Annotated in this window: 23 protein-coding genes; 6 read left to right on the top strand and 17 right to left on the bottom strand. The window is 43.8% G+C overall.

Going from position 1 to position 26,563, the window contains the following annotated elements; all coding sequences use genetic code 11:
- Positions 1 to 127 precede the first annotated feature (127 nt).
- The 4 genes from pflA to G587_RS24500 all read right to left on the bottom strand — a co-directional run bounded on the left by pflA (position 128) and on the right by G587_RS24500 (position 4,604).
- Positions 128 to 856, bottom strand: a complete 729-nt coding sequence (pflA, locus tag G587_RS0111820; RefSeq protein WP_051200993.1) for a pyruvate formate-lyase-activating protein — start codon at positions 854 to 856, stop codon at positions 128 to 130.
- Entirely contained in the window at positions 856 to 1,521 is a 666-nt protein-coding gene (gene hypB / locus G587_RS0111815) for a hydrogenase nickel incorporation protein HypB (RefSeq protein ID WP_026492412.1), read from the bottom strand. Before hypB ends, pflA begins: the two co-directional genes overlap by 1 nt.
- 57 nt (positions 1,522 to 1,578) lie before the next feature.
- Positions 1,579 to 3,615: a Na/Pi cotransporter family protein gene (locus tag G587_RS22555; protein WP_330364465.1), complete on the bottom strand. Its 2,037-nt coding sequence runs from the start codon at positions 3,613 to 3,615 to the stop codon at positions 1,579 to 1,581.
- Positions 3,616 to 3,692: 77 nt separating this feature from the next.
- A complete protein-coding gene (locus G587_RS24500; RefSeq protein WP_242830077.1) occupies positions 3,693 to 4,604 on the bottom strand; it encodes a GNAT family N-acetyltransferase in 912 nt (303 codons plus the stop codon).
- Positions 4,605 to 4,748: 144 nt separating this feature from the next.
- On the opposite strand from G587_RS24500, the gene G587_RS0111800 reads away from it, so the two are divergent.
- Positions 4,749 to 5,279 carry a peptidylprolyl isomerase gene (locus G587_RS0111800; RefSeq protein ID WP_035786502.1) on the top strand — a complete coding sequence of 177 codons (531 nt, stop codon included), beginning with the start codon at positions 4,749 to 4,751 and terminating at the stop codon, positions 5,277 to 5,279.
- Between the two features lie 211 nt (positions 5,280 to 5,490).
- On the opposite strand, the gene G587_RS0111795 is transcribed toward G587_RS0111800, so the two are convergent.
- From G587_RS0111795 to G587_RS0111750, 11 genes are all read right to left on the bottom strand, one after another.
- Complete coding sequence (locus tag G587_RS0111795) at positions 5,491 to 6,390, bottom strand: diacylglycerol/lipid kinase family protein (protein ID WP_026492409.1); 900 nt, start codon at positions 6,388 to 6,390, stop codon at positions 5,491 to 5,493.
- An 89-nt stretch (positions 6,391 to 6,479) separates the two neighbouring features.
- Positions 6,480 to 6,746 (bottom strand): HPr family phosphocarrier protein, encoded by a 267-nt coding sequence (locus tag G587_RS0111790; protein ID WP_026492408.1) that lies wholly within the window; start codon positions 6,744 to 6,746, stop codon positions 6,480 to 6,482.
- Positions 6,747 to 6,782: 36 nt separating this feature from the next.
- The gene (gene whiA, locus G587_RS22545; RefSeq protein WP_330364464.1) at positions 6,783 to 7,511 is read right to left on the bottom strand and encodes a DNA-binding protein WhiA; all 729 of its coding nucleotides are present in this window, start codon (positions 7,509 to 7,511) and stop codon (positions 6,783 to 6,785) included.
- Between the two features lie 8 nt (positions 7,512 to 7,519).
- Positions 7,520 to 7,726 (bottom strand): hypothetical protein, encoded by a 207-nt coding sequence (locus tag G587_RS26635; protein ID WP_330364463.1) that lies wholly within the window; start codon positions 7,724 to 7,726, stop codon positions 7,520 to 7,522.
- A gap of 5 nt (positions 7,727 to 7,731) precedes the next feature.
- On the bottom strand, positions 7,732 to 8,595 hold the full coding sequence (rapZ, locus tag G587_RS0111780) for an RNase adapter RapZ (RefSeq protein WP_026492407.1): 864 nt from the start codon (positions 8,593 to 8,595) through the stop codon (positions 7,732 to 7,734).
- Complete coding sequence (gene murB, locus G587_RS0111775; RefSeq protein WP_026492406.1) at positions 8,592 to 9,524, bottom strand: UDP-N-acetylmuramate dehydrogenase; 933 nt, start codon at positions 9,522 to 9,524, stop codon at positions 8,592 to 8,594. The genes rapZ and murB overlap by 4 nt, the downstream gene beginning before the upstream one ends.
- Positions 9,521 to 10,495 carry an ROK family glucokinase gene (locus tag G587_RS0111770; protein ID WP_035786500.1) on the bottom strand — a complete coding sequence of 325 codons (975 nt, stop codon included), beginning with the start codon at positions 10,493 to 10,495 and terminating at the stop codon, positions 9,521 to 9,523. Before G587_RS0111770 ends, murB begins: the two co-directional genes overlap by 4 nt.
- Positions 10,496 to 10,527: 32 nt before the next feature.
- Positions 10,528 to 11,466, bottom strand: coding sequence for an HPr(Ser) kinase/phosphatase (hprK, locus tag G587_RS0111765; protein ID WP_026492404.1), 939 nt, complete (start codon positions 11,464 to 11,466; stop codon positions 10,528 to 10,530).
- Between the two features lie 48 nt (positions 11,467 to 11,514).
- Positions 11,515 to 13,392, bottom strand: coding sequence for an excinuclease ABC subunit UvrC (gene uvrC / locus G587_RS0111760; RefSeq protein WP_026492403.1), 1,878 nt, complete (start codon positions 13,390 to 13,392; stop codon positions 11,515 to 11,517).
- Between the two features lie 53 nt (positions 13,393 to 13,445).
- Positions 13,446 to 15,743, bottom strand: a complete 2,298-nt coding sequence (gene ftsH, locus G587_RS0111755) for an ATP-dependent zinc metalloprotease FtsH (RefSeq protein ID WP_026492402.1) — start codon at positions 15,741 to 15,743, stop codon at positions 13,446 to 13,448.
- Positions 15,744 to 15,862: 119 nt separating this feature from the next.
- Positions 15,863 to 17,392 (bottom strand): ASKHA domain-containing protein, encoded by a 1,530-nt coding sequence (locus G587_RS0111750; protein WP_207637471.1) that lies wholly within the window; start codon positions 17,390 to 17,392, stop codon positions 15,863 to 15,865.
- A gap of 336 nt (positions 17,393 to 17,728) precedes the next feature.
- On the opposite strand from G587_RS0111750, the gene G587_RS0111745 reads away from it, so the two are divergent.
- The 5 genes from G587_RS0111745 to G587_RS0111725 all read left to right on the top strand — a co-directional run bounded on the left by G587_RS0111745 (position 17,729) and on the right by G587_RS0111725 (position 24,498).
- On the top strand, positions 17,729 to 18,937 hold the full coding sequence (locus G587_RS0111745) for an SPFH domain-containing protein (RefSeq protein ID WP_026492400.1): 1,209 nt from the start codon (positions 17,729 to 17,731) through the stop codon (positions 18,935 to 18,937).
- A gap of 49 nt (positions 18,938 to 18,986) precedes the next feature.
- Positions 18,987 to 20,072 carry a hypothetical protein gene (locus tag G587_RS0111740; protein WP_026492399.1) on the top strand — a complete coding sequence of 362 codons (1,086 nt, stop codon included), beginning with the start codon at positions 18,987 to 18,989 and terminating at the stop codon, positions 20,070 to 20,072.
- A gap of 15 nt (positions 20,073 to 20,087) precedes the next feature.
- Positions 20,088 to 20,903 carry a TPM domain-containing protein gene (locus G587_RS0111735; RefSeq protein WP_051200992.1) on the top strand — a complete coding sequence of 272 codons (816 nt, stop codon included), beginning with the start codon at positions 20,088 to 20,090 and terminating at the stop codon, positions 20,901 to 20,903.
- A gap of 129 nt (positions 20,904 to 21,032) precedes the next feature.
- On the top strand, positions 21,033 to 22,814 hold the full coding sequence (locus G587_RS0111730) for a GGDEF domain-containing protein (RefSeq protein ID WP_081679428.1): 1,782 nt from the start codon (positions 21,033 to 21,035) through the stop codon (positions 22,812 to 22,814).
- A complete protein-coding gene (locus tag G587_RS0111725; protein WP_026492396.1) occupies positions 22,807 to 24,498 on the top strand; it encodes a GGDEF domain-containing protein in 1,692 nt (563 codons plus the stop codon). The genes G587_RS0111730 and G587_RS0111725 overlap by 8 nt, the downstream gene beginning before the upstream one ends.
- Positions 24,499 to 24,574: 76 nt before the next feature.
- Here G587_RS0111725 and G587_RS0111720 read toward each other — a convergent pair whose 3' ends face one another.
- Positions 24,575 to 25,828: an extracellular solute-binding protein gene (locus G587_RS0111720; RefSeq protein ID WP_081679427.1), complete on the bottom strand. Its 1,254-nt coding sequence runs from the start codon at positions 25,826 to 25,828 to the stop codon at positions 24,575 to 24,577.
- A gap of 3 nt (positions 25,829 to 25,831) precedes the next feature.
- Positions 25,832 to 26,563, bottom strand: coding sequence for an HD-GYP domain-containing protein (locus G587_RS22540; RefSeq protein ID WP_051200991.1), 732 nt, complete (start codon positions 26,561 to 26,563; stop codon positions 25,832 to 25,834).

The raw sequence follows: 26,563 nt of genomic DNA, 5'->3' as shown, positions 1-26,563 counted from the left end.
GTATTCTTACATATTAGGAGAAACATTTCAACCTAAAACCGCGAAAAAAAGCCAAAGTTGATAACTTTTGTCAACTTTGGCAATTTTTTAACGTTTTTTCTTATTTGCTTGTATATTTTTTTACTACTCAGTTTGCTCTGAGTATGTCCTTTGCATTTTGAATTCTTTCAGCAGAAGGCGCTTCCACTCCCTCAAGCTGATATTTCATACCAAGCTCTTCCCATTTGAACTGTCCCAGGGAATGGTATGGCAGGACATCAACTCTCTGAACATTTGTAAGAGTATCAAGAAACTCTCTTGTCTTCTGAAGATATTCATCGTTATCAGTAATACCGGGAACCAGCACATGTCTGATCCAGATTGGCTTACCGATCTCAGATAAATACTGAAGACAGTCCTTGATATTCTCGTTAGGCTTACCTGTGAGCTTAATATGCTCCTCATTGTCTATGTGCTTTATATCAACAAGAAGAAGGTCAGTATATTCCATAAGCTCTTTAAATTTTGAAAAGAAGGGCTCCTCTCTGGTAAAGGGTTCAGCAGCCGTATCAATACAGGTATTTATTCCGCGGGACTTTGCTTCCTTAAAAAGCTCCAGCAGAAAATCAATCTGTAAAAGAGGCTCTCCTCCGCTCACTGTGATTCCGCCCTCATCTCCCCAGTAGCTCTTATAGCGCTCAGCCTTATCAAGAAGCTCCGTGGCAGACCTTACATCCTTTGATTCCGGATTCCAGGTATCTGCGTTGTGGCAATACTTACATCTGAGATTACAGCCCTTTAAAAATATGATAAAACGAACCCCCGGCCCATCAACTGAGCCGAAGGTTTCTATAGAATGAATTCTTCCTAATGTCATTATTTCTTCCAATCCTCAACCTGTGCGCTGAGCCATTCAGCAAACTTATCAACACCCTCACCTGTCTTAGCGCAGATCGGAATGATCTCAGCCTTAGGATTTCTCATGTGAATATATTCCTTGCACTTTTCAAGATCAAAATCGAAATAAGGAGCTACATCAATCTTGTTGATAAGAACAACGTCGCAGATGCTGAACATAAGAGGATACTTAAGGGGCTTGTCATGTCCCTCTGGTACTGAGAGAATCATTGCATTCTTTGATGCGCCTGTATCGAATTCAGCAGGGCATACAAGGTTACCAACGTTCTCAAGGATAGCAAGCTCAACATCGCCCTCAACAAGTGCATCAAGGCCCTGTCTTGTCATATCAGCATCAAGATGACACATTCCGCCTGTATGAAGCTGAATAGCCTTAACTCCGGTCTCAGCAATCTTTATTGCATCAACATCTGAATCAATATCAGCTTCCATAACGCCGATCTTGTACTTATCCTTAAGTGCTGCGATTGTAGCCTTAAGTGTTGTTGTTTTTCCTGATCCCGGTGATGACATAAGGTTTAAAAGGAAAATACCCTTATCCTTAAGCTCACCTCTTAAAAGATCTGCTCTCTCATCATTACTCTCAAATACGCTTCTCTTTAACTCAATAATTCTGGTGCTCATTAAAAATCCTTTCTAAAAACCCATCTGCCATTTTTCGGCAGTTTATACAAGACTTTTTCAGTCCTTATCCTTCTTGGACTTATCTTTTTTGTCCTTTTTATCTTTATCCTTTTTGTCCTTGTTCTTCTTAACCTTATCCTTGACCTTCTCTTTTACCTTCTCAGTGAGATTTTCTGCACCCTTCACTCCTGCGGCCTCAAGAGCCTCGTCAATTATTTCCTTATCATCGGAATTCATAATATTTACTATTGTCTCATGATTCTCGGCAAATGAAGGATCTATCTCTTCTTCCTCCTCAAAGCCCTTCTTCATGGCAGGAAGACGATACTTTCTCTCGTAAAGATCAACAGCTATCTCAAACTCCTGGTTCTTCTCTTCCTTGAGGTGCTCGATATATTCGTGAGTATCAAAGAGTCCCTCACTGACCTCAAGAAGACATACCGCTATATTACTACAGTGGTCGGCGATACGCTCATAGTCGGTTCCAAGCTCTGAAAGACTAAAGCCCATATCAATGGTGCACTTTCCTTTTCTGAGACGTCTTACATGTCTGCGCTTAACCTCCATGTTAAGACCGTCAATTACTTCTTCAAGGGGCTCAACCGATTTTGCCAGCTTAAGATCCTGATTCTGGAAGGATGTAAAGGCCAGATCAACGATTTCCTTAACAGCGTTGGAGAATATCCTTATCTCCTCGCTGGCCTTTGATGAAAAATGCTCCTTCTTGTCATTCATGTTGCGGGCAACCTGAGCAATATTCAAAGTGTGATCACTTATTCTCTCAAAGTCCGTTATGCAGTGAAGAATAATTGACAAAAGTCTTGAATCCGTCTCAGCAAGATGATGGTTATTTATCTGCATAAGATAGGTCCCAAGCTGATCCTCATAGCGGTCAACCTTCTCCTCAAGGCGTCTGACCTCATCAGCAGCCTCTGCATCGTAGTTTTCAAGAAGCGGAATCGCTTTTTCAAGCCCCTCTCTTGCAAACTCAGCCATATCCATGGCAACCTGCTTACTCTGCTCAAGTGCAAAGGGCGGGTTTGAAAGGAATCGGGGATCCAGCTTGGTGATTCCCTGCATCTCTTCCTGCTCTTCTCTCTCCTTATCATCAATCGGGATGGTAGCGTATGCCATCTTAACAAGAAGTCCGGAGAAGGGCACCATAAGAGGTGTTGCCACAAGGTTGATAAGTGTATGAATGGAAGCTATTCCAACCATTCCTGCTACTTCATGCATAAATGCAAAATCAAGTGCTGTATGCAGGATATAAAAGACTATCATAAAGGTTCCGGCTTTTATGATATTGAAATACAAGTGCATCAGAGCTGTTCTCTTACCATTCTTATTAGCACCGAATGATGAAAGAATAGCTGTTATACAGGTTCCTACCTCCGCACCAACTACAACAGGAAGAGCAACGCTGTATGTGATGTGAACAGATGCCGCCAAAGCCTGCATAATACCGATAGTTCCTGCAGAACTCTGAATTACCATTGTAAAGAACACGCCAACCAGAAATCCGATAAAAGGATTGCTGAAGGTCATAAGCACGTTCTGAAATCCCTCGTCATTCTTAAGAGGTGATACTGCATCTGACATCATGCTCATTCCGAACATCAGCACTGAAAAGCCGATCAGTATCAGACCAATATTATTTTTTCTATCGCTCTTTGAAAACATGTAAAGAACGATACCGATTATTGCAAGGAATGGGGTAAATGAAGTAGGCTTCAGCAGGTTAATAAAGAAATTATCACTGCTGATAGCATTCAAGCTGAGCAACCATGCTGTAAATGTCGTACCAAGATTCGCACCAAGAATGACATTTACTGCTTCTTTAAGTGTCATAATGCTTGAATTAACAAGACCGACAACCATTACGGTTGACGCTGATGATGACTGAACAAGTGCGGTAACACCCACACCGAAAAGATATGCAATGATGGGATGGCTTGTCACCTTACTAAGCGCAGCTTCAAGCTTTCCTCCTGCTGCCTTGGTGAGCCCACCGCTCATTACATTCATACCATACAGAAACAGAGCCAGTCCTCCGAGAAGCCCTGCAATTAGTGAAAACAAATCCATAGAACTCATCCATACCTCCTACACATCCTGGGTACTACGTAATCTAATTCCTCTCTCTTCCAAAGTGTATGGTAACTTAAAAAATTTTAAATAGCAAGCACCATTCTTATATATTTGCCGAACTTCGCTTCGGATGGTGCCACTTTTACGCCGTCGTGATACTCTTCTCCGTAAATATTTTCCTCTATGTCCACCTCTTCCAAAATCTCAAAACCAAGCTTTTCACACAGATGAATGGACACAAGATTCTCAGCCTTTACAAAGGTCTGTACCTTGTCAAACTGAAGCACCTGCTTGCCATAATCAAGGATTGCACTGCACACCTCGTATGCATAGCCCTCTCTCTGAAACTCAGTACCTATCAAAAATCCGAGCTCAATATCGTCAAAGCCGTTTCGAACGCTGAAGCCTGCACGGCCTATGATTCTTCCGTCTTCCTTTCTTATGACAGTCCATGTGCCAAATCCCAGAAGTCCATATACCTTCTCAATGTAGTCCCTGGTATATTTTTTCTCATCCTCAGGATTTTTAAACAATCCCTCCATGTACCTTGTCATCTCGGGATCTGCGTATATTTTATAGAACTCATCCACATCCTCAACGGTGGTCTCCCGTATGATGCAGCGCTCCGTACGCAGAATCTCCCAGGGCAGCTGGGCATATCTCTGGTATGCCTTTTCATAGGAATCCCTGGCTATTTCCTCGATATCCGTGAATACATATTTGAGCCCCGCAAAGGATTCGGAGCGGTTTTCATCATGCCATATTCCCACCACATAATAGCCCCTCTCTATAAGGTCATCCGCCATCTGTGTGGAATCGGATACTATGAGCAGGTCTCCTGATCTTCTGTCCTCAAGCCGTGAGATATACCATGGCGTAAGTCCCTCTATCCACTGCTCATCTTCCTCGGGCATCAGAAGGTCGCACCTGAGCCCTTCCTCTGTCAGATACTCTACAGCACTATTAATTTTTTCCCGTACCCCTTCACCGGGCACCTTTTTCAAACAAAAAATGATTTCCCTTAACAACTTTTATATACCTCTTGTATATTGTATAATTAATCGCGGATTTCTACCACGAAAAAGCGTAAATTTCGGAGAAATTCTAACTATTTTTCAAGCATAGACAAGGAGAAAAAAATGTCTGAAAACAAGAACCCAATCGTAACTATTACTATGCAGGACGGCGGCGTTATCAAAGCAGAGCTTTATCCCGAAATCGCCCCCAACACAGTTAACAACTTTATTTCACTTATCAACCATAACTTCTATGATGGAGTTATCTTCCACCGCGTAATAAAGGGCTTCATGCTCCAGGGTGGTGATCCGGACGGAACAGGAATGGGCGGCCCCGGCTACTCAATCAAGGGTGAATTCTCTCAGAATGGCTTTGAGAATAACCTTCTTCACACAGAGGGCGTACTTTCAATGGCCCGCACTCAGATTCCGGATTCTGCAGGTTCACAGTTCTTTATCATGCACAAGAACGCTCCTCACCTCGATGGCGCATACGCTGCTTTCGGTAAGGTAACAGAGGGTATGGATGTTGTTAACAAGATCGCAGAGACAGAGACTGACTGGATGGACAGACCTACAACAGACCAGGTTATGAAATCAGTTACAGTTGAAACCTTCGGTGTAGATTATCCGGAACCGGAAATCATCGAATAAAGAACCCCATAAAAGGGAGGAAGCCAAGCAAGTTAAGACTTGCTTGGCTTATTATGAAAAAGTTATTTTTATTGGTATTGCCTTTCTTCATCTGACACCTTTAGTATATCGAAAATAAATGTCCAAGAAATAATCTGGCGTTAATAGTCTTTAAACGTTTTATGAACAAAAAATGAACGAGTGACACCGGTCACCCGTCCATAAATTGATCTTATTTATCCTTCGGCACTAGTATTGTTACTGCCTTATTCTCATTTCTTATGTCTACATAGGTATGCTCTCCGCCGAACTCTCCATCTCTGGTCCATGCGATTTTATCCTTCGACTCAAACACTACGTGTTTTGTCTTAAAGCAGTACATCTGCTCCGTATCTATATCCCTGTTAAGGAATGCAGCCATAAGATTACTCATATCAAGCATATTGTCAGGAAGCTTTACAAGCGTAACCTCAAATACACCATCATCAAGCTTTACATGCTTTCCGGTGATATCCTTAAATCCGCCTACCGACACAGAATTTGTAACCATTCCGAAAACAAAATCATCCTCTATCACAGCTTCATCAGTAGTTACCTTCACGTGATAGGATCTGATCTCGGAAAGCCTCTTTGCACCTTCAAGTATATACGCCATATGTCCAAGGACATTTTTTACATCCTGTCTTGTCTGATAGGACACATCGGTAAACAATCCAAAAGCAGCTATGTATACGAAGGTCTCATCATTCATGACACCTATATCGCACTGATACTCCTTACCGGTAACAAGCGCCTCCGCAGAAGCATGCATGGCTGAGGGAATACCAAGACTCATCGCGAAGTCATTGGTAGATCCTGCAGGAACGTATCCAATCGGAATGCGCTTCTTGGATTTCCACATACCATTTACCACTTCATCAAGGGTTCCGTCCCCACCGCTGCAGACAACGATATCATATATGTTTTCCCTGGTCCTCACGGTTTCTATGGCATCTCCCGGCTCCTGAGTAGGATATACAGTCACCTCATATCCAGCTCTTGTAAAAGTATCGATTATATCCAGTAAATTACTTCTGATTCTTTCCTTTCCAGCTTTTGGATTGTAGACAAATAGCATTTTCTTTTTACTCATAATGTCTCCCCTACCTTATGAAATAAAAACCGGTTACATTCATTATAGTGAATGTAACCGGGGCTTTCTATATATTTATTCAATTTGTATCAAGAAAGCTGAAGATTCCCAATAAGAAAACTCTCCATACCTGCAACTGCATCGGCTTCATCAGCGCCATCTGCAATCACTGTTACCTCCTCGCCACTGCTAAGACTAAGTGTCATCATACCCATGATGCTCTTAGCATTAACCTTCTTAGACTGTGCCTCGATGTGCACTGTGCTGTCGTAGCGGCTTGCAAGCTGAACCAACTCGGCAACCGGACGTGCCTCAAGTCCGCCTGGAAGCTTGATTTCGATAGATTTTGTGATCATAATTTCCTCCTCTTACTGCAGAAATCGCAGCGTCGCTCATCCTCGCAGCTTCTCTGCGAGCTCACTGAGCTTCCTAAGCCTGTGATTAACACCTGATTTTCCAACCGGTGGATCAAGATATTTCCCAAGCTCTAACAATGTTGCATCCGGATATTGCAGCCTGACCCTGGCCATATCCTCAAGTCCCTTCGGAAGATTCTCAAATCCGTAATGCTCTCTCAGATACAGAATATCAGCGGTCTGTCTCGATGCTGCATTGACTGTTTTTGTGATATTGGCAGTCTCACAATTGACCCTTCTGTTTATGGAATTACGCATCTCTTTAACAATACGCTCATTCTCCATATTCATAAGACTTACGGGAGCCTCCATCACATTAAGAAGATCGACAATTGATGTGCTCTCCTTAATATATACGACATAGTATTTTTTTCGCATTACTATGCGAGCCTCTATGTCAAAGCTCTCGATCATCTTCTTCAGATCATCTGCAAATCTCTGTGACGTACACACAAATTCAAGATGATATGATTTACTCGGATCACTAACTGAGCCAATACATAAAAATGTATCTCTCAAAAATGCCCTTTTGCAACAAGACTGTCTTACAATTCTATGACTTACTCCGTCATCCACAGTCCTGATATTGCCATCGTTATCAACTATATGAATCGACTTTAATATAGAAGAAACCTCTTCTTTTCCCTGAAGGACAGGTACATAAACCTTTCCTCCTGAATGCATTGGTGGCACTTTATCAAGCACGCTAGCCTCTATATTAAATGCTTTTTTAGTATTGTAAAGAACTTTCTACCCTGAGCCTCCGCATCTGCCTGCAAAAACACAGTATATATGCCGTCTTCCGACCTTCCTACAGCCCCGCATCCGAGGATCAGCGCTGAGAGCTCCGAAAGTCTGCAATGGCGCGGAGAAGCTATTTGCTTCGCAAGTTCATTTTTCACATCACTCGAAAATGACATCTACATCACCTTGCATGCTTCAAATCCCTGTGATATATCTTCACTCCGAAATTATCAGCCTCTTTTAATCTGTCATAAATCTCATTGGCAATGGTAACCGATCTATGCTGACCGCCTGTACAGCCAATTGCCACCACAAGCTGGTATTTACCTTCATTAATATATCCCGGCATCAGGAATTCAAGCATATCCTTCAGCTTTTCCAGGAACTGTTCGCACTCCGGAAAGCTTTTCACATAATCCTGAACCGGCTTATCATTGCCGGTAAGGTGCTTAAGCTCATCGATATAAAAGGGATTAGGTAAAAATCTCACATCAAAAACAAGATCAGCATCTGAGGGAATACCATACTTAAATCCAAAGGAAAGAACCGTAACCATCAGGTTATTGTGCTTCTCGTTAGCAACGAATATTCTCTCCATCTCAGCCTTAAACTCTCTTGTGAGTAGCTGGGAGGTATCGATTATGTAGTCAGCCTGCTTTCTTACCTTAGCAAGCATCTCTCTTTCCTTCCTGATACCGTCTTCAATTCTTCCGTCAGGGGACAGAGGATGACGCCTTCTTGTTTCCTTATATCTCTTGACCAAAACTGAATCCGAGCACTCAAGGAAAAGAACCTCCACGGGGAGCCCTCTTTTACGAAGCTCCTCAATTACCCTGGGAGCATCCTCGAATTTCGTACCGGATCTGACATCAAATCCCACAGCGACCTTGGTTACTTCGCTATCCGGAAGAGTTATGAGTTCAGCAAATTTCTCAAATAGGCTCGGGGGCAGATTATCAACGCAGTAAAAACCTGCATCCTCAAGCATATGAATAGCAGTGGACTTACCGCCACCACTCATTCCCGTGACAATAACGATTCTCATGCTTCAAAATCTCCCAAAAGAATTACCTCCGGCGATAGCTTAACTCCGGAAGATTCAAAAACTTTTTTCTGAACATCAGCTATCAGTCTATATACATCAGTTGCTGTTGCACCGCCTTTATTGACCACAAAGCCGCAGTGTTTCTCTGAAACCTGAGCACCGCCTACGGAATATCCGCGAAGCCCTGCATCCTCAATAAGCTTTCCTGCAAAATATCCCTCAGGACGCTTAAAGGTAGAACCGGCACTTGGATACTCAAGAGGCTGCTTTGAAATGCGCTTTTCCTTAAGCTCATTCATTGTGCGCTCTATCTCATCGCGGTCTCCGGGCTGAAGTTCAATAAGACAGCCTGTAATAACATACTTTTTCTTCTTGAAAATACTGGTTCTGTAACCAAGCTCTAATTCATCCAGGCTAAGGATAACCTCACTGCCATTCTCATCAATAGCAGTTACGCTCTTAACTACCTGCTTCATCTCTCCGCCATAGGCACCTGCATTCATAACAAGGGCACCGCCTATGGATCCGGGAATTCCGTGTGCAAATTCAAAGCCTGTGAGACTGTTATCTCTTGCAAGATTAGCAACTGCCACATTTAACGCAGCTGCTCCGGCCTTAATAACATTTGAGCTCTCCATACTGCACTCTGCAAATTCGCCGCCAAGAGTGATTATAGCGCCACGGTAGCCGCCATCTGCCACAAGAAGATTACTTCCATTACCGAGGATATAATAATCCTCCTGCATGGTAAGTCCCTCTTTTCTAAAAAGAGACAGGACCTCCTTAAGCTTGTCGTAGCTTTCAATCTTTAGAAAATAATCGGCAGGCCCACCGACGCGAAACGTGGTGTGCCTGCTCATATCTTCGTCCTTTATGATGTTTTCTTCCGGTAATACCCCGGACAACTTATCATACAAGTCTAATATCATTTCTCTGTAACCGAATCCAAAACAAGTTTTGCTGCGCCGAAAATTCCGGCATCATTTCCAAGCTTAGCCAGTGCGAACTTTGTTCTCTTAGCGCCCGGGAATACATATTTCTCAAATGAGGGACGAACAAGGTCAAACAGGATATCTCCTGCCTTTGATACGCCGCCACCAAATACGATTATCTCAGGATTGATGGTTGATGCGATCATTGCAAGACCCTTTCCAAGGTACTCGCCGTACTGGTTAAGTGCATCGTTAGCGAGCTTATCGCCCTTCTTAGCTGCATCGAAGATATCTCTGCAGGTAAAATCTTTTCCGCGAAGAACACTCTCTTCATCGCTTGCTTCAAGAATTCTGTTCATAAGAAGGTTGGCACCTGTAGCACTTGCATACTGCTCGAGGCATCCCTTCTTACCGCATCCACATTTAAGTGTCTCATTATCATTGATATGGATGTGTCCGATCTCTCCACCTGCACCGTTAGCACCGTTGAAGATCTTGCCATTGTGGATAATGCCACCGCCGACACCGGTTCCGAGAGTAACCATGAGCATATCCTTGTAGCCCTGACCACCGCCCATCCAGTACTCACCAAGTGCTGCAACGTTTGCGTCATTACCGCACTTAACCGGGATCTTAACAAGATCATGAAGCTCGTTCTTCATGTTGAACTCGCTCCAGCCAAGGTTAACAGCCTTGAAAATAGTACCATCATCTGCGAAAGGTCCGGGAGCACCTGCTCCAACACCAACTACCTGAGAGTCCTTGATTCCTCTCTCATCCATCTTTTTTCTGATTGCTTCAGCGATATCCGGAAGGACATTCTTTCCTTCATCCTCTGTTCTGGTGGGAATCTCCCATACCTCGATCTTGTGACCGTCCATATCAAGGAGACCGATCTTAACGGTTGTTCCACCTATGTCTACACCGAATACATACTTTTCCACAATTCCTGAAGACTGATTATCCATTACTAAAAATACCTCTACCCTTTACAAAAATATTAATCATCATCCTCGTGACCCTTGGCCAGTGAATTCTGAACTCTGTTATAAAGCTCCTGTGCAGCATTGTAGCCCATCATCTTCTGTCTGTGGTTAACCGCTGCTGACTCGCAGATGATTGCGAGGTTTCTACCGGGACGAATCGGGATTCTGTGACATACGATCTTGTTACCAAGGTACTCTGTGTACTCCTCTTCAAGACCGAGTCTGTCGTATTCCTTATCCTTATCCCACTCCTCAAGCTTTATAGCGAGATCGATATTCTGTGTGTCACGTACGCTTGATACACCGAAAAGTGTCTTAACATCTACAATTCCGATACCGCGAAGCTCGATGAAATGTCTGGTGATATCCGGGGCTGTTCCGATAAGTGTCACATCGCTGACCTTCCTTATCTCAACTACGTCATCGGATACAAGTCTGTGTCCTCTCTTGATCAGCTCAAGAGCAGCCTCTGACTTACCGATTCCGCTCTCACCTGTGATGAGAACTCCGACACCATATACATCAACAAGTACTCCGTGAATGGAAATGCAGGGAGCAAGCTCAACATTAAGCCAACGGATTATCTCCGCCATAAATGAAGATGTCGGCTTCTTTGTAACCATGATCGGAACCTGCTCTTCAATAGCTATTCTCACGAAAAGCGGATCCGGTATCAGATTTCTGCAAAATACCACGCAGGGAATATCAAAAGACAAAAATTCGCGATAGACGCGTTCCTTATCCTCTGAAGGAATAGACTCCATATAGGTGTATTCTACGAAACCGATTACCTGAAGTCTTGTCGCCTCAAAGTGTTCAAAATAGCCTGCCAGCTGCAACGCCGGTCTGTTTATATCAGGCTGGTGAATACGGATTCTGGAAACATCAAGTTCAGGTGTAAGGTTTTCCAGTTCCATCTTTTTTATGACAGTTTTAAGCTTTACCGTTGACATTAGACACCTCCCTCTAACTTACCACAGTTTAGCATAACCGCTGGGCTTTTACAATTCAGACGAATGAAAGAATTCATATATTTGCTTCGCCTGATTCTCCGGAATTTCGGGAACCTGTTTCAGAGTTTCCACATCAGCGTTTCTTATTTCTTCTATGGATTTAAAATGGCGCATAAGAGCTTTTCTTCTGGCAGGTCCTACTCCCGGAATCTCATCAAGGGAGCTCTTTACCTGAGCCTTGCTTCTTAGCGATCTGTGATATTCAATAGCGAATCTGTGGGCTTCATCCTGAATTCTTGTTATGAGCTTAAAGCCCTCAGATCTCCTGTCTATGGCTATTTCTTCATTATTAAAGTAAAGTCCTCTTGTTCTGTGGTTATCATCCTTTACCATTCCGCACACCGGGATATTGATTCCCAGCTCCTCAAGAACCTGAAGACAAATATTTACCTGGCCTCTTCCACCGTCCATAAGAATGAGATCCGGGAACTTTGTAAAGCTTCCATACCTTGCATCAATCTCCCTTACTTCAAGCTCATGCTTTTCCTCAAGACCATGCATAAGTCTTCTGGTCAGAACTTCCTTCATGCATGCGTAATCGTCAGGACCTGTAACGGACTTTATCCTGAACTTCCTGTAATCACTTCTCTTTGGCTTTCCCTTTTCATAGACCACCATGGATCCGACATTGGCAAAGCCGCTTATATTGGATATATCGAAGGCTTCCATTCTTATGAGGCCCTTAAGTCCAAGGAGCTTCTCAATCTCCTTCACGGCTCCAATGGTTCTTCCCTCTTCCCTCTTTAGCCTCTCCTTATCCTTACTTAGAACAAGCTCAGCATTCTGGGCTGCAAGCTCCATGAGCTTTTCCTTCTGCCCTCGCTCCGGGACCTTGAGATATACGCGGCTACCCTTCCTCTGGGTGAGCCACTGCTCAATAACGTCCATATCCTCGATGGCCTCCGGAAGCATAAGCTCTCTGGGAATGAATGGAGTTCCTGCATAAAACTGCTTTACAAAGTTAAGAAGTATCTCGCTTTGCGGATTCTCTGACACATGGGTCATATAGAAATGCTCGCGTCCGATCAGTCTTCCATCTCGCACGAAAAACACCTGCACTACAGCATCATTTTCATCGGAGGCAATTGCCAGAATATCCTTATCCTCCATAGCCGCATCAGTCATCTTCTGCTTCTGGGCTATCTGCCTTACGCTTGCAAGTAAATCCCTGTAGGTTGCGGCTCTCTCGAAATTCAGCTCCTCCGACGCCGCTTCCATCTTTTCACTGAGGTCCTTTATGATGGGGCTGTAATTTCCATCAAGAAAATCCAGGGCACCCTGTATCCTCTCCGCATATTCTTCCTTAGTTATCTTCCCGTCACAGGGCGCAGAGCACCTGTTCATGTGATAGTTAAGGCAGGGTCTGTCCACACCTATATCCCTTGGAAGCACGCGGTTACAGGTCCTGAGGCCATATATTTTATTTATAAGCTCGATTGTATCCTTAACAGCAGCTGCACTGGTAAAGGGCCCGAAGTACTTGGACTTATCCTTTTTCATAAGTCTTGAAAACAATATTCTGGGGAATTCCTCAGAAATGGTGACCTTGATATAAGGATATGTCTTATCATCCTTAAGCATGGTGTTGTATCTGGGACTGTTTTCCTTGATAAGATTATTCTCTAAGACCAGAGCCTCCAGCTCAGAATCCGTCACAATGTACTCAAACCTTGCAATCTGACTGACCATGCGGTCGATCTGCGGACCTCGTCCCACTATCTTACGAAAATAAGACCGCACTCTGTTGTAGAGGTTTATCGCCTTTCCCACATACATAATGGTGTCATTTTCATCACGCATGATATAAACACCCGGCTGTTTAGGGAGCTTTTTTAGTTCATCCTGAATGTTGAATTTTTCTTCCATATATTAAATCTTAGCAGAAAGGCTGCCGCTATGCGACAGCCTTAATATGAGTTTTAGTTATTATTGTTATCAAAATTGTCAGGCACATGAGAGAAGCGGCCGCCACTCTGCTGGTCCTGATCAGCATTATCATTCTGAGTATTGGCATTATCTGCATTATTTGAAGGTGTGCTATAGGAATCATTTACTTCCGCATCAAAAATTGATCTGGGAGTACTCTGAGGCCTGTAGCTATACGCATCATTCTGCGGAGGATATGTCATACCCTGGGGCTGATTGTAGGTCCCCGGCTGATTATATGTACCCGGCTGCGGAATGGCAGGCTCGGGAGCAGGCTGAGGTGCCGGCTCTGCAGGCTTTGCCTTTTCCTTAATCGGTACATTCTCTCCAACTGCTGCCGACTCAGGACGTGTAGCATAGATTCTTCCGTGCTTGGAAGCTTCTATCTCTTCCTCTGTAGGCTCAGGGATATTCTCAACCTCGCGGTAGATCTTCATGAATTCCTTACCTGTAATTGTCTCCTTCTCGATAAGGAACTGTGCGATCTTATCCATTGTATCAATGTGATCACGGATGATCTGCTTAGCCTTCTCATAGCAGTCAGAAAGCAGCTGCTTAACCTCTTCATCCACCAGATACTCTGTCTGAGGGCTGCAGTTGAGCACTCTGTTACCATCAAGGTATCTGTTCTGTATGGACTCGAGCTGCATCAGACCGAACTTATCACTCATACCGAACATGGTGATCATGCTTCTGGCCATTGATGTAGCCTTCTCAATATCGTTCTCAGCACCTGTTGTTACAGTGTTGAAAATAACCTCTTCTGCAGCACGTCCGCCGAGAGAAACGATGATATCATCAATTAACTCATCCTTGGTCTGAAGATATTTCTCATCCTCAGGAACCTGCATTACATAACCGAGAGCACCCATGGTTCTGGGAACGATTGTGATCTTCTGTACAGGCTCTGTATTTTTCTGAACTGCACTGATAAGAGCATGACCGACCTCGTGATAGGATACGATCTTTCTCTCTTCTTTGGAAAGGATTCTGTCCTTCTTCTCTTTTCCTACAAGAACCTGCTCAACAGCTTCCATAAGATCCTGCTGGCAAACGTATTCTCTATGGGCCTTAACAGCATTGATGGCTGCTTCGTTGATCATATTGGCAAGGTCAGATCCAACCGCACCGCTTGTTGCAAGGGCGATTGCCTTAAGATCAACTGTCTCGTCCATCTTAACGTCCTTGGAATGGACTCTTAAGATCTCCTCACGTCCCTTGAGATCAGGCTTATCAACGATGATTCGTCTGTCGAAACGTCCGGGTCTGAGGAGCGCCTTATCAAGGATCTCAGGTCTGTTGGTAGCACCAAGTACAAGAACACCCTTTGATGAATCGAAACCATCCATCTCAGAAAGGAGCTGGTTAAGTGTCTGCTCACGTTCTTCATTTCCGCCGCCATACTTGCTGTCACGGCTTCTACCGATGGCATCAATCTCATCTATGAAAATAATGCAGGGTGCATTCTTACTGGCCTCTGCAAAAAGCTCACGGACGCGGCTTGCACCGACACCGACATAGAGCTCGATAAAGTCTGAACCAGCAAGAGAATAGAAGGGAACATGTGCTTCACCGGCAACAGCCTTGGCAAGAAGAGTCTTACCTGTTCCGGGAGGTCCCACCAAAAGGGCACCCTTGGGAAGCTTGGCACCGATCTTTACGTATCTTCCGGGATTGTGAAGGAAATCAACAACCTCTACAAGTGATTCCTTAGCCTCATCCTCACCGGCTACATCCTTGAAGGTAACTCCGGTCTCACGCTGCATGTATACCTTTGCATTGTTTTTTCCGATTCCGAGAGGACCACCGCCCTTTGACATACGTCTGAATACAAAGGACAGGATAAGCCACATCAGTAAAATAGGAAGAACATAGTAAACTGCAAATGAGATGATAGCACTTGAAGAATCAGGCACCTCACTTGAAACAGGAATCTCTGCATCAAGAAGTCTCTTGGTCAGTGTAGAATCATCCTCGGCTTTACCGGTGTAATAGGTCATCACCATGGTTGAGCCATAGAAAGGATTATACTTAAGCTCATCCGAGCTTACCTTCGGTATGATATTGATCCTGTCATCCTCGATAACTACGCTTTCAACCTTTTTGTCAGCTATCATCTGGATGAACTCGGAATAAGTCACTTCCTTATTACTTGTAGAAGTAACTGCCCGCATAATGTAGGTCATAAACAGCACAGCTATAAGCGCTGCCACAACCAGAAGCAGGACGTTTTGCTTCTTTGGTCCGTTATCTCCCCCGGAGCCATTATTGTTTGTATAATTGTTATCCATTGCTTACCTCTTAAAAAATCTTTTATCGTTCTATTATAAGTATAACAGAATCATAAATCAATCGCGCCCGTTCAAAAAACATTGTGTAAAATATAAAATTTTTATAAACATTTAACTTTTCAGAAGTTCATCGCTTCTATAAAAGAATCTCCGAACTCGTCTGTCTCAGCAAGCTTTATTTCCACAGCCATGCTTACTATTGTATTCATTCTGTCCGTAAAATCCTTATCACCTAACACCTTAATACAGCCTAAGAGAGAAGTATTACCTACGCATTCACATACATCTCTTCCGATAAACTCCTCAGGTAGCAGCTTTAAAAACCTCACCTTAGAGGTATCAAGATGCTCGCTAAAGCCTCCCGCAAGATACACCTTATCAATGTCCTCAGGTCTGCAGCCATGTGCTTCAAGGAGAGTATCTATTCCGCTTCTTATAGCGGCCTTTGCAAGCTGGACCGCTCTTATATCATTCTGGGTAAAAAATATTCCTTCGGTAGATTCATCCCCCTTATATAAAGGAAAGCCCTCTTCAAAGTATTTATCCTCAAAAAGTCCGGTTTCATCTATTGCCTTGGTACGCCTTAGCTCAGAAACAAGCTCCAGCACACCGCTTCCGCAGATTCCCAAGGGCTTCTCACCGCCTATAACTCCAAGCTCCGCATCCTCCTTCAGAGTTACATGCTCTATTGCTCCGGTAACCCCTGGCATTCCGCAGGATATTCCCCCGCCTTCAAACACAGGACCTGCTGCCGTGGAGCATACGCTTATCCTCTCGGAATCAGCAACTGCCATCTCCCCGTTAGTACCAAGGTCGATCAGCATGTATCGCTTCCCCTTCGGGATCCTGTCAAAGGAAAGAGCATACATTCCGGAAACTATATCGGCACCAACAAATGCCGATATCCCTGGAGCAAGCAGGCACTCCGTTTCTGATTCCCTTTCTTCTTTATATAGAAAAAGTTCATTCGCCTTAAGCTTCGGATAAGATAATCTGACTGGCGTATAGGGAGCTTTCCCAAGTCCCTCACAGGAGTCCCCTGTAAGGAGGTGTAGCATTGTGGTATTACCTGCAATCATCATCTGCTTTATTTTAAGTCCCGCGGTAATACTTTTTATATCATCTACGACGCAGTCCCTAAGCTCCTTAGCCTTTCCGGAGTTTGCAGCCTGTATCCTGCTAATCACATCAGCCCCGTACCTTCGCTGATGATTCATGATCGTGGTTTTGGAGACCTGCTCCGGATCGCCTCCATCTTTTTCCTGCATCACGGCAGCCGCGATAGTAGTCGTTCCTATATCAAGAGCTATGCTGACTTCACCTTTAATCTCATCAGCCTGAGGCTTTTTTATGGGGTCTTTACTTCCACTCTGCAGATTATCGGATATATTATCGCTGTAATAGACCTTATCGATTCTGGCATCCTCGGTAATGACAGCTCTACAGGAGAGCCTTATCCCTGCTTCGATCTCACTTTCTGCCAAAAAGCTTCTGTCGGCATTTCCGGGTTTTGGTGCTCCATAGATGAATTTCACCTTGCATTTTCCGCACCTTCCCGTTCCTCCGCAGGGCCTTTCCTGTTCAATACCGTTCCTTATCATGAACTCAGACAGAAGGGTTCCCTCAAATATTTCATATTCTTTATTCAAATACGTCAATTTACATTTTTTCATATAATCAGGGCAACCTGCTCCATTTTGTAATAACTCACTCTCTATTATACTCTATACCGCACAAAAGCGCATGAATACTTATTATTTAGCAAATGAATACCTTTTTATTCCCTACGCGGCTGCAAGATGTGTACGAATATTTGCAAAAAGCGGCAAAATGGCGTTTATTTGCATATGTTTTCTATTGTAACCCATATTATTGTGGTATAATTTTTTCAGCGTCTGAAATTGTTCAGACAAAACAAATGTCTTTTTAACGTTTACAGTAAATGGCTAGCGTTAAATAAGTGATAAAAAGGAGGACTAATTAGTATGGGTATTTTAAAAGCTGGAATTGGCGCTGCATCAAGCGTACTTGCTGATTCCTGGAGGGACTATTTCTACTGTGATGCACTTCCTACAGACACACTTGCGATCAAGGCTTCAAAGAGAACCGGCAAGGGAAGCTCCAACACAAAGGGTAACGACAACATCATTTCAAATGGCTCAATCATTGCTGTAGCAGACGGACAGTGCATGCTTATCGTTGATCAGGGTAAGGTAACTGAAATCTGCGCAGAGCCCGGCGAATTTGTTTATGACGTTAGCACAGAGCCTTCACTTTTCTATGGTGATCTCTCTTCTAACATTAAAGAAACTTTCAAGAAAATCGGTAAGCGTGTTGGTTTTGGCGGCGACGCAGGTAACGACCAGCGCGTATACTTCATCAATACAAAGGATATCATCGGCAACAAGTACGGCACCGCTAACCCGGTTCCTTTCCGCGTAGTAGACAGAAACATCGGTCTTGATGTTGATATCTCTATCCGTTGCCATGGTGAATACAGCTACAAGATCATCGATCCTATTCTTTTCTATACAAACCTTTGCGGTAACTTCACAGGCGAATATAAGAGAGAGAATATCGAATCTCAGCTTAAGAGTGAGCTTCTTACAGCTCTTCAGCCTGCATTTGCCAAGATTTCAGAGGCAGGCGTTCGTTACAGTGCACTTCCCGGACACACAACCGAGATCGCTGACGCACTCAACGAAGTACTTTCTTCAAAGTGGTGTGACACCTATGGTATCAAGATTTCTACCTTCGGTATCAACTCTGTAAACGCTTCTGAAGAAGACGAGAAGATGATCAAAGAGCTTCAGAAGAATGCTGTTTATTCCAATCCTAACATGGCTGCAGGCGCTCTCGTTGGTGCTCAGGCTCAGGCTATGCAGGATGCAGCAAAGAATACAAGTACAGGCCCCATGATGGCCTTTGCAGGAATGAACATGGCTCAGCAGGCAGGCGGTGCTAACGCAGCTAACCTCTTCGCTATGGGTCAGCAGCAGGCTCAGGCAGCTCCTCAGCAGCCTCAGATGCAGCCCCAGAGCCAGGCTGGTTGGACATGCTCCTGCGGAACCGCTAACAACGGTAACTTCTGCTCAAATTGTGGACAGCCCAGACCCAGCGCTGACTGGACATGCTCCTGCGGAACTGTAAACAGCGGCAAATTCTGTTCAAACTGCGGCAAGCCCAGACCATAATCGGCTTGATGGCTCAAAAACAGGAAATATTTTAATAGGAAATTGATTTATGGGATTAACTGAATACGAATGTCCCGCCTGTGGCGGGATAATGAACTTCGATGCGGCTAGTCAGCTCCTGGCATGTCCTTACTGCGATAACAAGATCAAGGTAAGCGATTATGTTGCTCCCAGAAAAGAGGAACAGGATAAGGATGCAAAGGCTGACAGCAACGAGTGGATGCATGAAGGCAGTGAGTGGCAGCCCGGTGAAACTGACGGAATGGTTGTTTATTCCTGTCAGTCCTGTGGCGGCGAGATTGTGGCCTCTGAAAATGAAGGCTCACTTACCTGTCCTTTCTGCAGTAACAATGTGGTTGTTAAGGAGAAGTTTGCCGGCGACCTTCGTCCGGACTATGTCATCCCCTTCAAAAAAAGCAAGCAGGATGCCATGAATGCCTACGCAGGCTATGTAAAAGGGAAGCTCCTTTTACCCAAGGTTTTCTTCGCACAGAATCACATTGATAAGATTCGTGGTATATACATTCCTTACTGGCTCTATGACGGCAAGGTTGATGGCGACTACGAATTCTCTGCAACCAAGGTAAGAACCTGGAGTGACAGTGACTACAACTACACCGAGACCAGCTACTACAATGTAGAGAGAAGCGGTGTCGAAGAATTTGCCAATGTTCCTCACGATGCATCAAAAGAGATGCCTGATGACCTGATGGAATCCATTGAGCCCTTTAATTTCAGCGAGGCAGTGCCCTTTAACGGCGGATATCTCGCAGGCTTTTTGGCTAACAGATATGACATCAAGGCTGAAGACACCCAAACACATATTGTTGAGCGTATGAAGCACACAGTAGAAAGCGATATCAGGAATTCCGTTTCCGGATATTCTACCGTAGCTATTACCTCTAAGCAGCAAAACGTCAGAGGCTTGAGACATAAATACGCCCTCTATCCTGTCTGGCTCCTTAATACCAGCTGGAATGGCAACAACTATCTGTTTGCCATGAATGGTCAGAGCGGTAAGTTTGTCGGAAATCTCCCTGTAGACAAGGGCAGAGCACTTATTTTATATCTGCTCTCAGCACTTGGCTTCACGGTTCTGGCAATTATTGTTTGCTTAATCATTATCAACAGTTAGTGAAAGGGTCAGTTTATGAAATACAAAAGAAAACTTAATTATGCATCGGTGCTCATGATCTGCATGATACTGATCATGCCGCTGCTTATGCCCTTCACAGCAAAGGCCGACGGCGAAGGCATGGTAGCTCCGGTATACTGCCAGGATGGATCTCTGTTCCCGGTTGTTGATGCAGCTGATCTTCTAACAGATGATGAGGAGAACTCCCTTGCCAGCCACATCTACGAGGTGGAATCAAAGTATAATTCCGCAATTGTGCTGGTAACCGTTGACACCCTCGGTAACAGAACCGTCGAAGAGTACGGCGATGATTTCTATGATTATAACGGCTACGGTTATGGCAATTCCCATGACGGTATCCTGTTTCTCATAGATATGGGCAGCAGACAGTGGCATATTACCACAACCGGTAGTGCCATTAAGGTCTACACCGACTCAGCGCAGGAAACTCTTATAAGTAAGTGCAGTAGTGATTTATCTGCCGGTGAGTACTACAGTGCGTTTGATAAATTCATATCAGCCTGCGATTACAGACTGGGCATTATCCAAACGCGCAGAACATTTAACTTCCCCAAGTTCCTGATCTGCCTGGTTGCCGGACTGGTTCTGGCACTTATCCCGCTGATTGGTTTCGTACAGCAGCTAAAGACAGTTCACAGGGAAGCTGGAGCATCAAACTACTCCCAGAAGGGACTTGCTCTTACACGTAAGAGCGACAGATTTATAAGAAAAGCTGTTACCCGTACTGCAAGACCTAAAGAAAGCTCCGGATCCTCCACCCACAGTGGTTCTTCCGGAACATCCCACGGCGGAAGCAGCGGAAGCTTTTAAACCCAAACTAATAAAAGCCTTGAGCTCGTCAGAGTCTCAGGGCTTTATTATACAAAATTCAGAAAAATAAATTCTTTTTTAATAAATCACCCCTATGTTTATTGCTATACTTAATAATAGGAGACTGCTATGCGATTACGAGATTATATGCATATAAATGTGTGGCTGCTGCCCATTTTGCTTGTATTAATCCCGGTTATTCTGATACTGTTTGGCAGCGCTTTTATGACCACACCAAGTACTTATTATATGACCATTCTTAATGAAGGATGGTCTGTTAAGCATGGTGATTTCGAGGTGGAGAACGCGGCTCTTAAAAATCTTGATATCGGAACCGCCAACACCAATGATATAGTCGTGATCAGCAGGCTTATTCCCAAAGAAGAAGTACCCTCTGCCTGCCTTATGTTCAGATCAATCCAGGCAGCTGTTACTGCAACCATAGACGGCAAGGTAATCTACTCCTACGGAGATGATTATGCTCTGCGAGGTGAACTGATTCCCAAGCATTTTAACGTTATCCCTTTGGGCGACATCAGCGAGGTAGGCGGAAAGCGCATCACCATTACCTTCAGAGTTTACGAAGACAACGCATTTTCAGGTCTTTCAGAGGTCTACTACGGCAATCGCAATGACGTGGAGCTTGCCTATATCCAGAAAAAGCGCCTTCCCTTCTTTATCGGTGGCTTTCTGACCCTGTTTGCATTCCTTTTACTTACGCTTTCATCCTATTTATACATGTATCATGGTCACGATCTTTCCCTGATATTCAGTTCGATCATATCCTTTGTACTTGGCGCCTATAACCTGGCATTCAACGATATATTCTGCTTCATTTCCGATAATGAGGTTTATTTCTGTCTGCTTGAATATGTGACTCTGTACTCCGTACCCTTTGCAATTATTACTTTTCTTGTTTCATCACACCCGGAGCTTAATACCATCCTTAATAAAACACTCATAGCTATCAATGCTCTTTTCCCGATCATTACCTTAGCGCTGCATCTTTTCAAAGTAGTTCACATAAATAACTTCGTATCTACGCTCCACATTATTGCTCTTTCTGAGGCGATTATGATTCTTCCTCAGCTTGTGCTGAATGTGGCAAAGCGATATAACGAACAGAAAAAATCTCCGGAGTTTACCCCCAGAACCTCTGACAGTGTATTGGTTCTGGGCCTGGTTATTTTCATAATCTGCTCCGTTGTTGACATCATAAAATACAACATTTTCAAATTCTTCGTAGCAGGCGGCGAAGTATCCGTGGACATCAACTTCATGACCATCGGTGCCCTTTGCTTCGTGCTATGCCTTTTCGTGTTCTACTTCTACCACGGAATCGAGCATATCAATTCCATATACATGAAGGAACACCTTGAAGGTCTCGCCTATACCGATTCCCTGACAGGTCTTATGAACCGTGCAAAATGTATGCAGTACATGGCATCAGTGCAGGGCAATTTCGCCCTGATAAGTCTGGATATGGACAATCTGAAAACAGTAAACGACAGCCTGGGGCACCAGGAGGGCGACCGCATGCTTTCTTCCTTTGCAGATATTCTGAAGCAGACCTTTGCGGGCTCAGCACTTATAGGAAGAACCGGTGGCGATGAATTCCTTATTGCAATTGAGAATCCCGTAAAAGGCACCTGCGAGAAGCTTATCGACGATCTGAGATCTCGCATTAAGACATTTAACCAGACAGAAAAAAGCTTTAATCTATCCACTTCCTGTGGATTTGCTTACAGTGATGAAGTAAGCGAAAAGGACGCTAACAACGTTTTTGTGCTTGCCGATAACCGTATGTATGAGGAAAAGGAATCTCACCACGCTTCCAAAATAGACAGATTTGTGAACGATATTATAGGTTCTTCTCTCCACGGCAAAGGAGGTGAAGCAGATCATGCGTAAACGAATCCTGTTTCTGATAATTGCCTTTATTACATTCCTTATCCTGGCCGCAATCTGCCATTATCTCTTCTATCCTGTGTATGAGAAAAAAATGGAACGGATAAGCGATGGCTGGACCATTACAATTGGCGACGACGTATACGAAAATATAGACCTGGACTATATCCCCAATAATATAAAATTCCCTACTGGTAAAGGCACTACAATTGCTTTATCGAGGACCATTCCTGCCAGCAGCACTTATGTATTCCCTACGATCATGTTTCCTTCAAGATACTCTGCATTTGATTTTTATGCTGATAATGAGCTTATAGATGAAGGCTTCAATGATCTGCTTGAAGAAGGATCCTTCATCGGAAAAAGCAATAATATGATAACGCTTCCCAGGAAGGACACACCCATTTCTGTAAGGATTGACCTACATGTACCTGAAAAAACCACATACTCATACTTTGTTCCTCCCATCTACGGAGAGTATCATGACGTTATAAGGGGTTACCTTTTCCAGAATATGTTCCCTCTGGCTTCAGGTATTTTCCTTATAATATTTGGTGCGGCCTTCTGTATCATAACCCTTAGTTTTTATAAGACCCTGCCAACTATCCTGTCGCAACTCTTTTCATCAATACTTTTTGTAGATCTGGGAATTTGGATTTTGACCTACTTCAATCTCCTTGATTTCTTTCTATTTACGAATTCCAAATCCTCAGAGGTTGAATATTTCTCACTATATTTGATGATTCCTCTGACCTACACAATAATCGGATGTATTCAGGACCACTACAAGGACTGGATTTTCCTTGTTGTGGCCGGAACAAGCACGATCATATGTCTTACTCTGATAGCGCTTCATTTTTTAAACATCATGCATATGGACCGCACACTCCATTATTTCCAGTGTGTCTCCATCATGTGCTCATTGTTCTTATGCGCCACTTTTTATAAGGACATAAAACAGAAAAAACTGCTTCCGGCAGAAATCATCCAAATGGTGGGGCTGACCTTCTTTACAATGTCCTACCCGGTGAATTTCATAGCCTTTACATTGGAGCTCGTTCGCATAATCCCTCTGTCCATGCTGACTTCAAGGCTTATCCCCATGGGCGGACTGATATTTGTATTTGCCAACCTGATCAACTACTTCATTTACATATCTGAGTCCTTCGCCATGAGAAAGGAGTATGCGTCACTTACTCATCTGGCGTACGCAGATGGTCTTACCGATCTTCCGAACCGTTCAAGATACGACAAATATATGTCTGATCTTGATAAAAGCACAGATGAATATTGCATAATAAGTCTGGATCTCAATGGTCTTAAGGAAATAAATGATAAAAAAGGCCATGCAGCAGGTGATAAATACCTGATAGAATTCGCATCCGTGCTAAAACAGTGCTTTGAATCAAAGGCCTTTATAGCAAGAATAGGCGGAGATGAATTTGTGGCCATACTAAAAGAGGAATACTTCAACCAAGTCGAGACTCTGATCACAAGACTTAAGGATGCGTTGGAGGTTAAGAACGTTCTCTATCCCGGCTACAGACGAAGCGTAGCCACTGGCTTTGCCTATAGCACAGAGCTTAACCACAGAGATTCACACAGCGTATATCTTCTCGCTGATAAGAGAATGTATGAGAGTAAAAAGATCATGCATGCAAAGCTTGGCATAGCGCCAAGAATCTGAATAATTATAAAAGACTTTCGCCACGGCAAAATAATACCTTCCTCCTTGCTTATATAACAAAGAGGAAGGTTTTTTATCAGCTGTTTTCGAGCATTTCCTCAAGCTCTTTCTGTGCATCTTCAAGTCCTGCATCTACGCTCTTTTCACCTGAGATAATCTTTTCCATCTCATTTCCAAGAATAGTATAAAAGCTAGGCCATTCCTTCATCACAGGTCTGTAAACACCATTTTCAAGTGCCGTGCATACTGCCTTAAAGGGAGGGTTATCAGCCAAGATCTTTTCATCGGTAAGACTTGAATATCTACAGGGAACTCCGCCGTACTCTATGGTACTTTTCTGCACTTCCGGATCCATCAGATATTTAAGGAGCTTAATTGCCATCTCCTTATTGGTGCTGTTCTTAGGAATTCCTATAGTCCATATTCCATATACATTTGCATTGTATTCTACAGCATCATCTGTAACTCTCCCGTGTATTGCTACATAATCCGAAGAAGATCTGGTGGTCGGAGTGTACCAGCCAGGCCAGCCTACAGCCATGGCAGCTGCACCATTAGCTATGGCTATAATCAGATCATCTCTGCTCTCCGATTTTCCTGTAGCGATGAGCTCCAGATAGAAGTTCATGGCATCCTTGAATTCCTTCGTATTTACCGTCGGCTTGTTGTTCTCATCCACAACCCAGCCACCAAATGAACAAAGAATCGGCAGGAAATCAACCACATAATTATTGGGCGAATCACCTCTGTACATAAAGCCAAGATTACCCTTTTCCTTGGTAACCTTGCACACGTCTTTTATAGCTTCAAGTGATGAGAGCTCCTCTCCTTTAAATCCTGCTTTTGCTACCAGGTCTTTATTAAATAACAGAACCGTCACATTGCCATAATAAGGAGCAATATAGAGATTACCCTCGCCATAGCAGATAGTTTTCGTCGCTTCTATTATGTCGTCATCCAGCTCATACCCTTCCGCTGATAAATTCAAAAGTACATTTTCAGTGGTCAGCTCTGCCTTCCAGGAACCATCAACCATGCAGAGATCGTATTTCCCCTCTGCATTAGTAGCATCTTCAAGAATACCACTGTGAAGCTCTTCCTCACCAAAATCATAAACATCACATATTACCTGATTTTCTCTCTCAAAATCTGCAAGGCAGGATTGAATAGCATCAGAATATACTCCGGATCTGAGCGCAAGCGAAATATGCGGAGCCGTCTCCGGATCCACTCCCGATTCACGTTTTGAGCTATTAGACTTCCCACAGGAAATCGCTCCCGTCATCATGGCTGCCACAAGCAGGACGGAAACCATTTTTTTCCACCACATGCTTCAGCTCCCCTTTCTGTGCTCAGATAAAATCTTCATTTTTCTACGAACATCATCCATACATGCCTGAATTCTGCTCATAGGTATGTTGCAAAAGCAATTAACAATCCCCTCATCAAGCTGCGAGCCTGCTACCGACCTAAGTTCAGCTATGGCCTGAGCATAAGATAAGGTTGCCTTATAGGAACGGTTCATTGTAAGTGCGGAATATGTATCCGCAACTGCGATTATCCTTGCTCCAAGCGGAATCTGATCCCCCTTAAGCTGATGATAACCTGTACCATCTATCCTCTCATGATGATAAAGAACATACGAAAGTGCCTTGTTTAATCCAGGAAGTTCTCCGAGCATTCTGACACCTATATCCGGATGCTTTTTTACTATGTCCCACTCTTCCTTATCAAGCTTGCCACTCTTCTCCATAATGTCATAGGGAATTCCAAGCTTGCCAATATCCATGAGAAGTGCTGCATAATGCAGATCTCTCTCCCTGATAAGAAGCTTCTGGGGATATGGCATAAAGCGATAGATAAGTATTGTGAGATTGTGAACATAAAGCGAATGTCCTCCAAGGTTCGGATTATCAGCCTCAATGATTCCCACCAGAAGTTCAAGTAAAATTGCAGCCCGCTTTTTACCCATGTGATAGTAATAAAGGGACATAGTAGCAAGCACTACAATTATAATTGCAAATATAATAAGCAGATCGATTAACTTTGGATTATTCCAAACCAT

The organism is Butyrivibrio sp. XPD2002 (assembly GCF_000423945.1).
Taxonomy (GTDB): Bacteria; Bacillota; Clostridia; order Lachnospirales; family Lachnospiraceae; genus Butyrivibrio.
This window is presented reverse-complemented; position numbering and strand designations above follow the sequence as displayed.

Bases quoted from the DNA above. Each gene is read 5' to 3' on its own strand.
- G587_RS0111725 (WP_026492396.1), top strand. From the start codon at position 22,807: ATGCGTAAACGAATCCTGTTTCTGATAATTGCCTTTATTACATTCCTT.
- G587_RS0111735 (WP_051200992.1), top strand. From the start codon at position 20,088: ATGAAATACAAAAGAAAACTTAATTATGCATCGGTGCTCATGATCTGC.
- pflA (WP_051200993.1), bottom strand. From the start codon at position 856: ATGACATTAGGAAGAATTCATTCTATAGAAACCTTCGGCTCAGTTGAT.
- uvrC (WP_026492403.1), bottom strand. From the start codon at position 13,392: ATGGAAGAAAAATTCAACATTCAGGATGAACTAAAAAAGCTCCCTAAA.
- G587_RS26635 (WP_330364463.1), bottom strand. From the start codon at position 7,726: ATGTCATTTTCGAGTGATGTGAAAAATGAACTTGCGAAGCAAATAGCT.
- hypB (WP_026492412.1), bottom strand. From the start codon at position 1,521: ATGAGCACCAGAATTATTGAGTTAAAGAGAAGCGTATTTGAGAGTAAT.
- rapZ (WP_026492407.1), bottom strand. From the start codon at position 8,595: ATGAGAATCGTTATTGTCACGGGAATGAGTGGTGGCGGTAAGTCCACT.
- G587_RS0111740 (WP_026492399.1), top strand. From the start codon at position 18,987: ATGGGATTAACTGAATACGAATGTCCCGCCTGTGGCGGGATAATGAAC.
- G587_RS22540 (WP_051200991.1), bottom strand. From the start codon at position 26,563: ATGGTTTGGAATAATCCAAAGTTAATCGATCTGCTTATTATATTTGCA.
- ftsH (WP_026492402.1), bottom strand. From the start codon at position 15,743: ATGGATAACAATTATACAAACAATAATGGCTCCGGGGGAGATAACGGA.
- G587_RS0111800 (WP_035786502.1), top strand. From the start codon at position 4,749: ATGTCTGAAAACAAGAACCCAATCGTAACTATTACTATGCAGGACGGC.
- G587_RS0111790 (WP_026492408.1), bottom strand. From the start codon at position 6,746: ATGATCACAAAATCTATCGAAATCAAGCTTCCAGGCGGACTTGAGGCA.
- G587_RS0111730 (WP_081679428.1), top strand. From the start codon at position 21,033: ATGCGATTACGAGATTATATGCATATAAATGTGTGGCTGCTGCCCATT.
- G587_RS0111770 (WP_035786500.1), bottom strand. From the start codon at position 10,495: ATGGATAATCAGTCTTCAGGAATTGTGGAAAAGTATGTATTCGGTGTA.
- G587_RS0111795 (WP_026492409.1), bottom strand. From the start codon at position 6,390: ATGAGTAAAAAGAAAATGCTATTTGTCTACAATCCAAAAGCTGGAAAG.
- G587_RS22555 (WP_330364465.1), bottom strand. From the start codon at position 3,615: ATGAGTTCTATGGATTTGTTTTCACTAATTGCAGGGCTTCTCGGAGGA.
- murB (WP_026492406.1), bottom strand. From the start codon at position 9,524: ATGATATTAGACTTGTATGATAAGTTGTCCGGGGTATTACCGGAAGAA.
- G587_RS0111720 (WP_081679427.1), bottom strand. From the start codon at position 25,828: ATGTGGTGGAAAAAAATGGTTTCCGTCCTGCTTGTGGCAGCCATGATG.
- hprK (WP_026492404.1), bottom strand. From the start codon at position 11,466: ATGTCAACGGTAAAGCTTAAAACTGTCATAAAAAAGATGGAACTGGAA.
- G587_RS0111745 (WP_026492400.1), top strand. From the start codon at position 17,729: ATGGGTATTTTAAAAGCTGGAATTGGCGCTGCATCAAGCGTACTTGCT.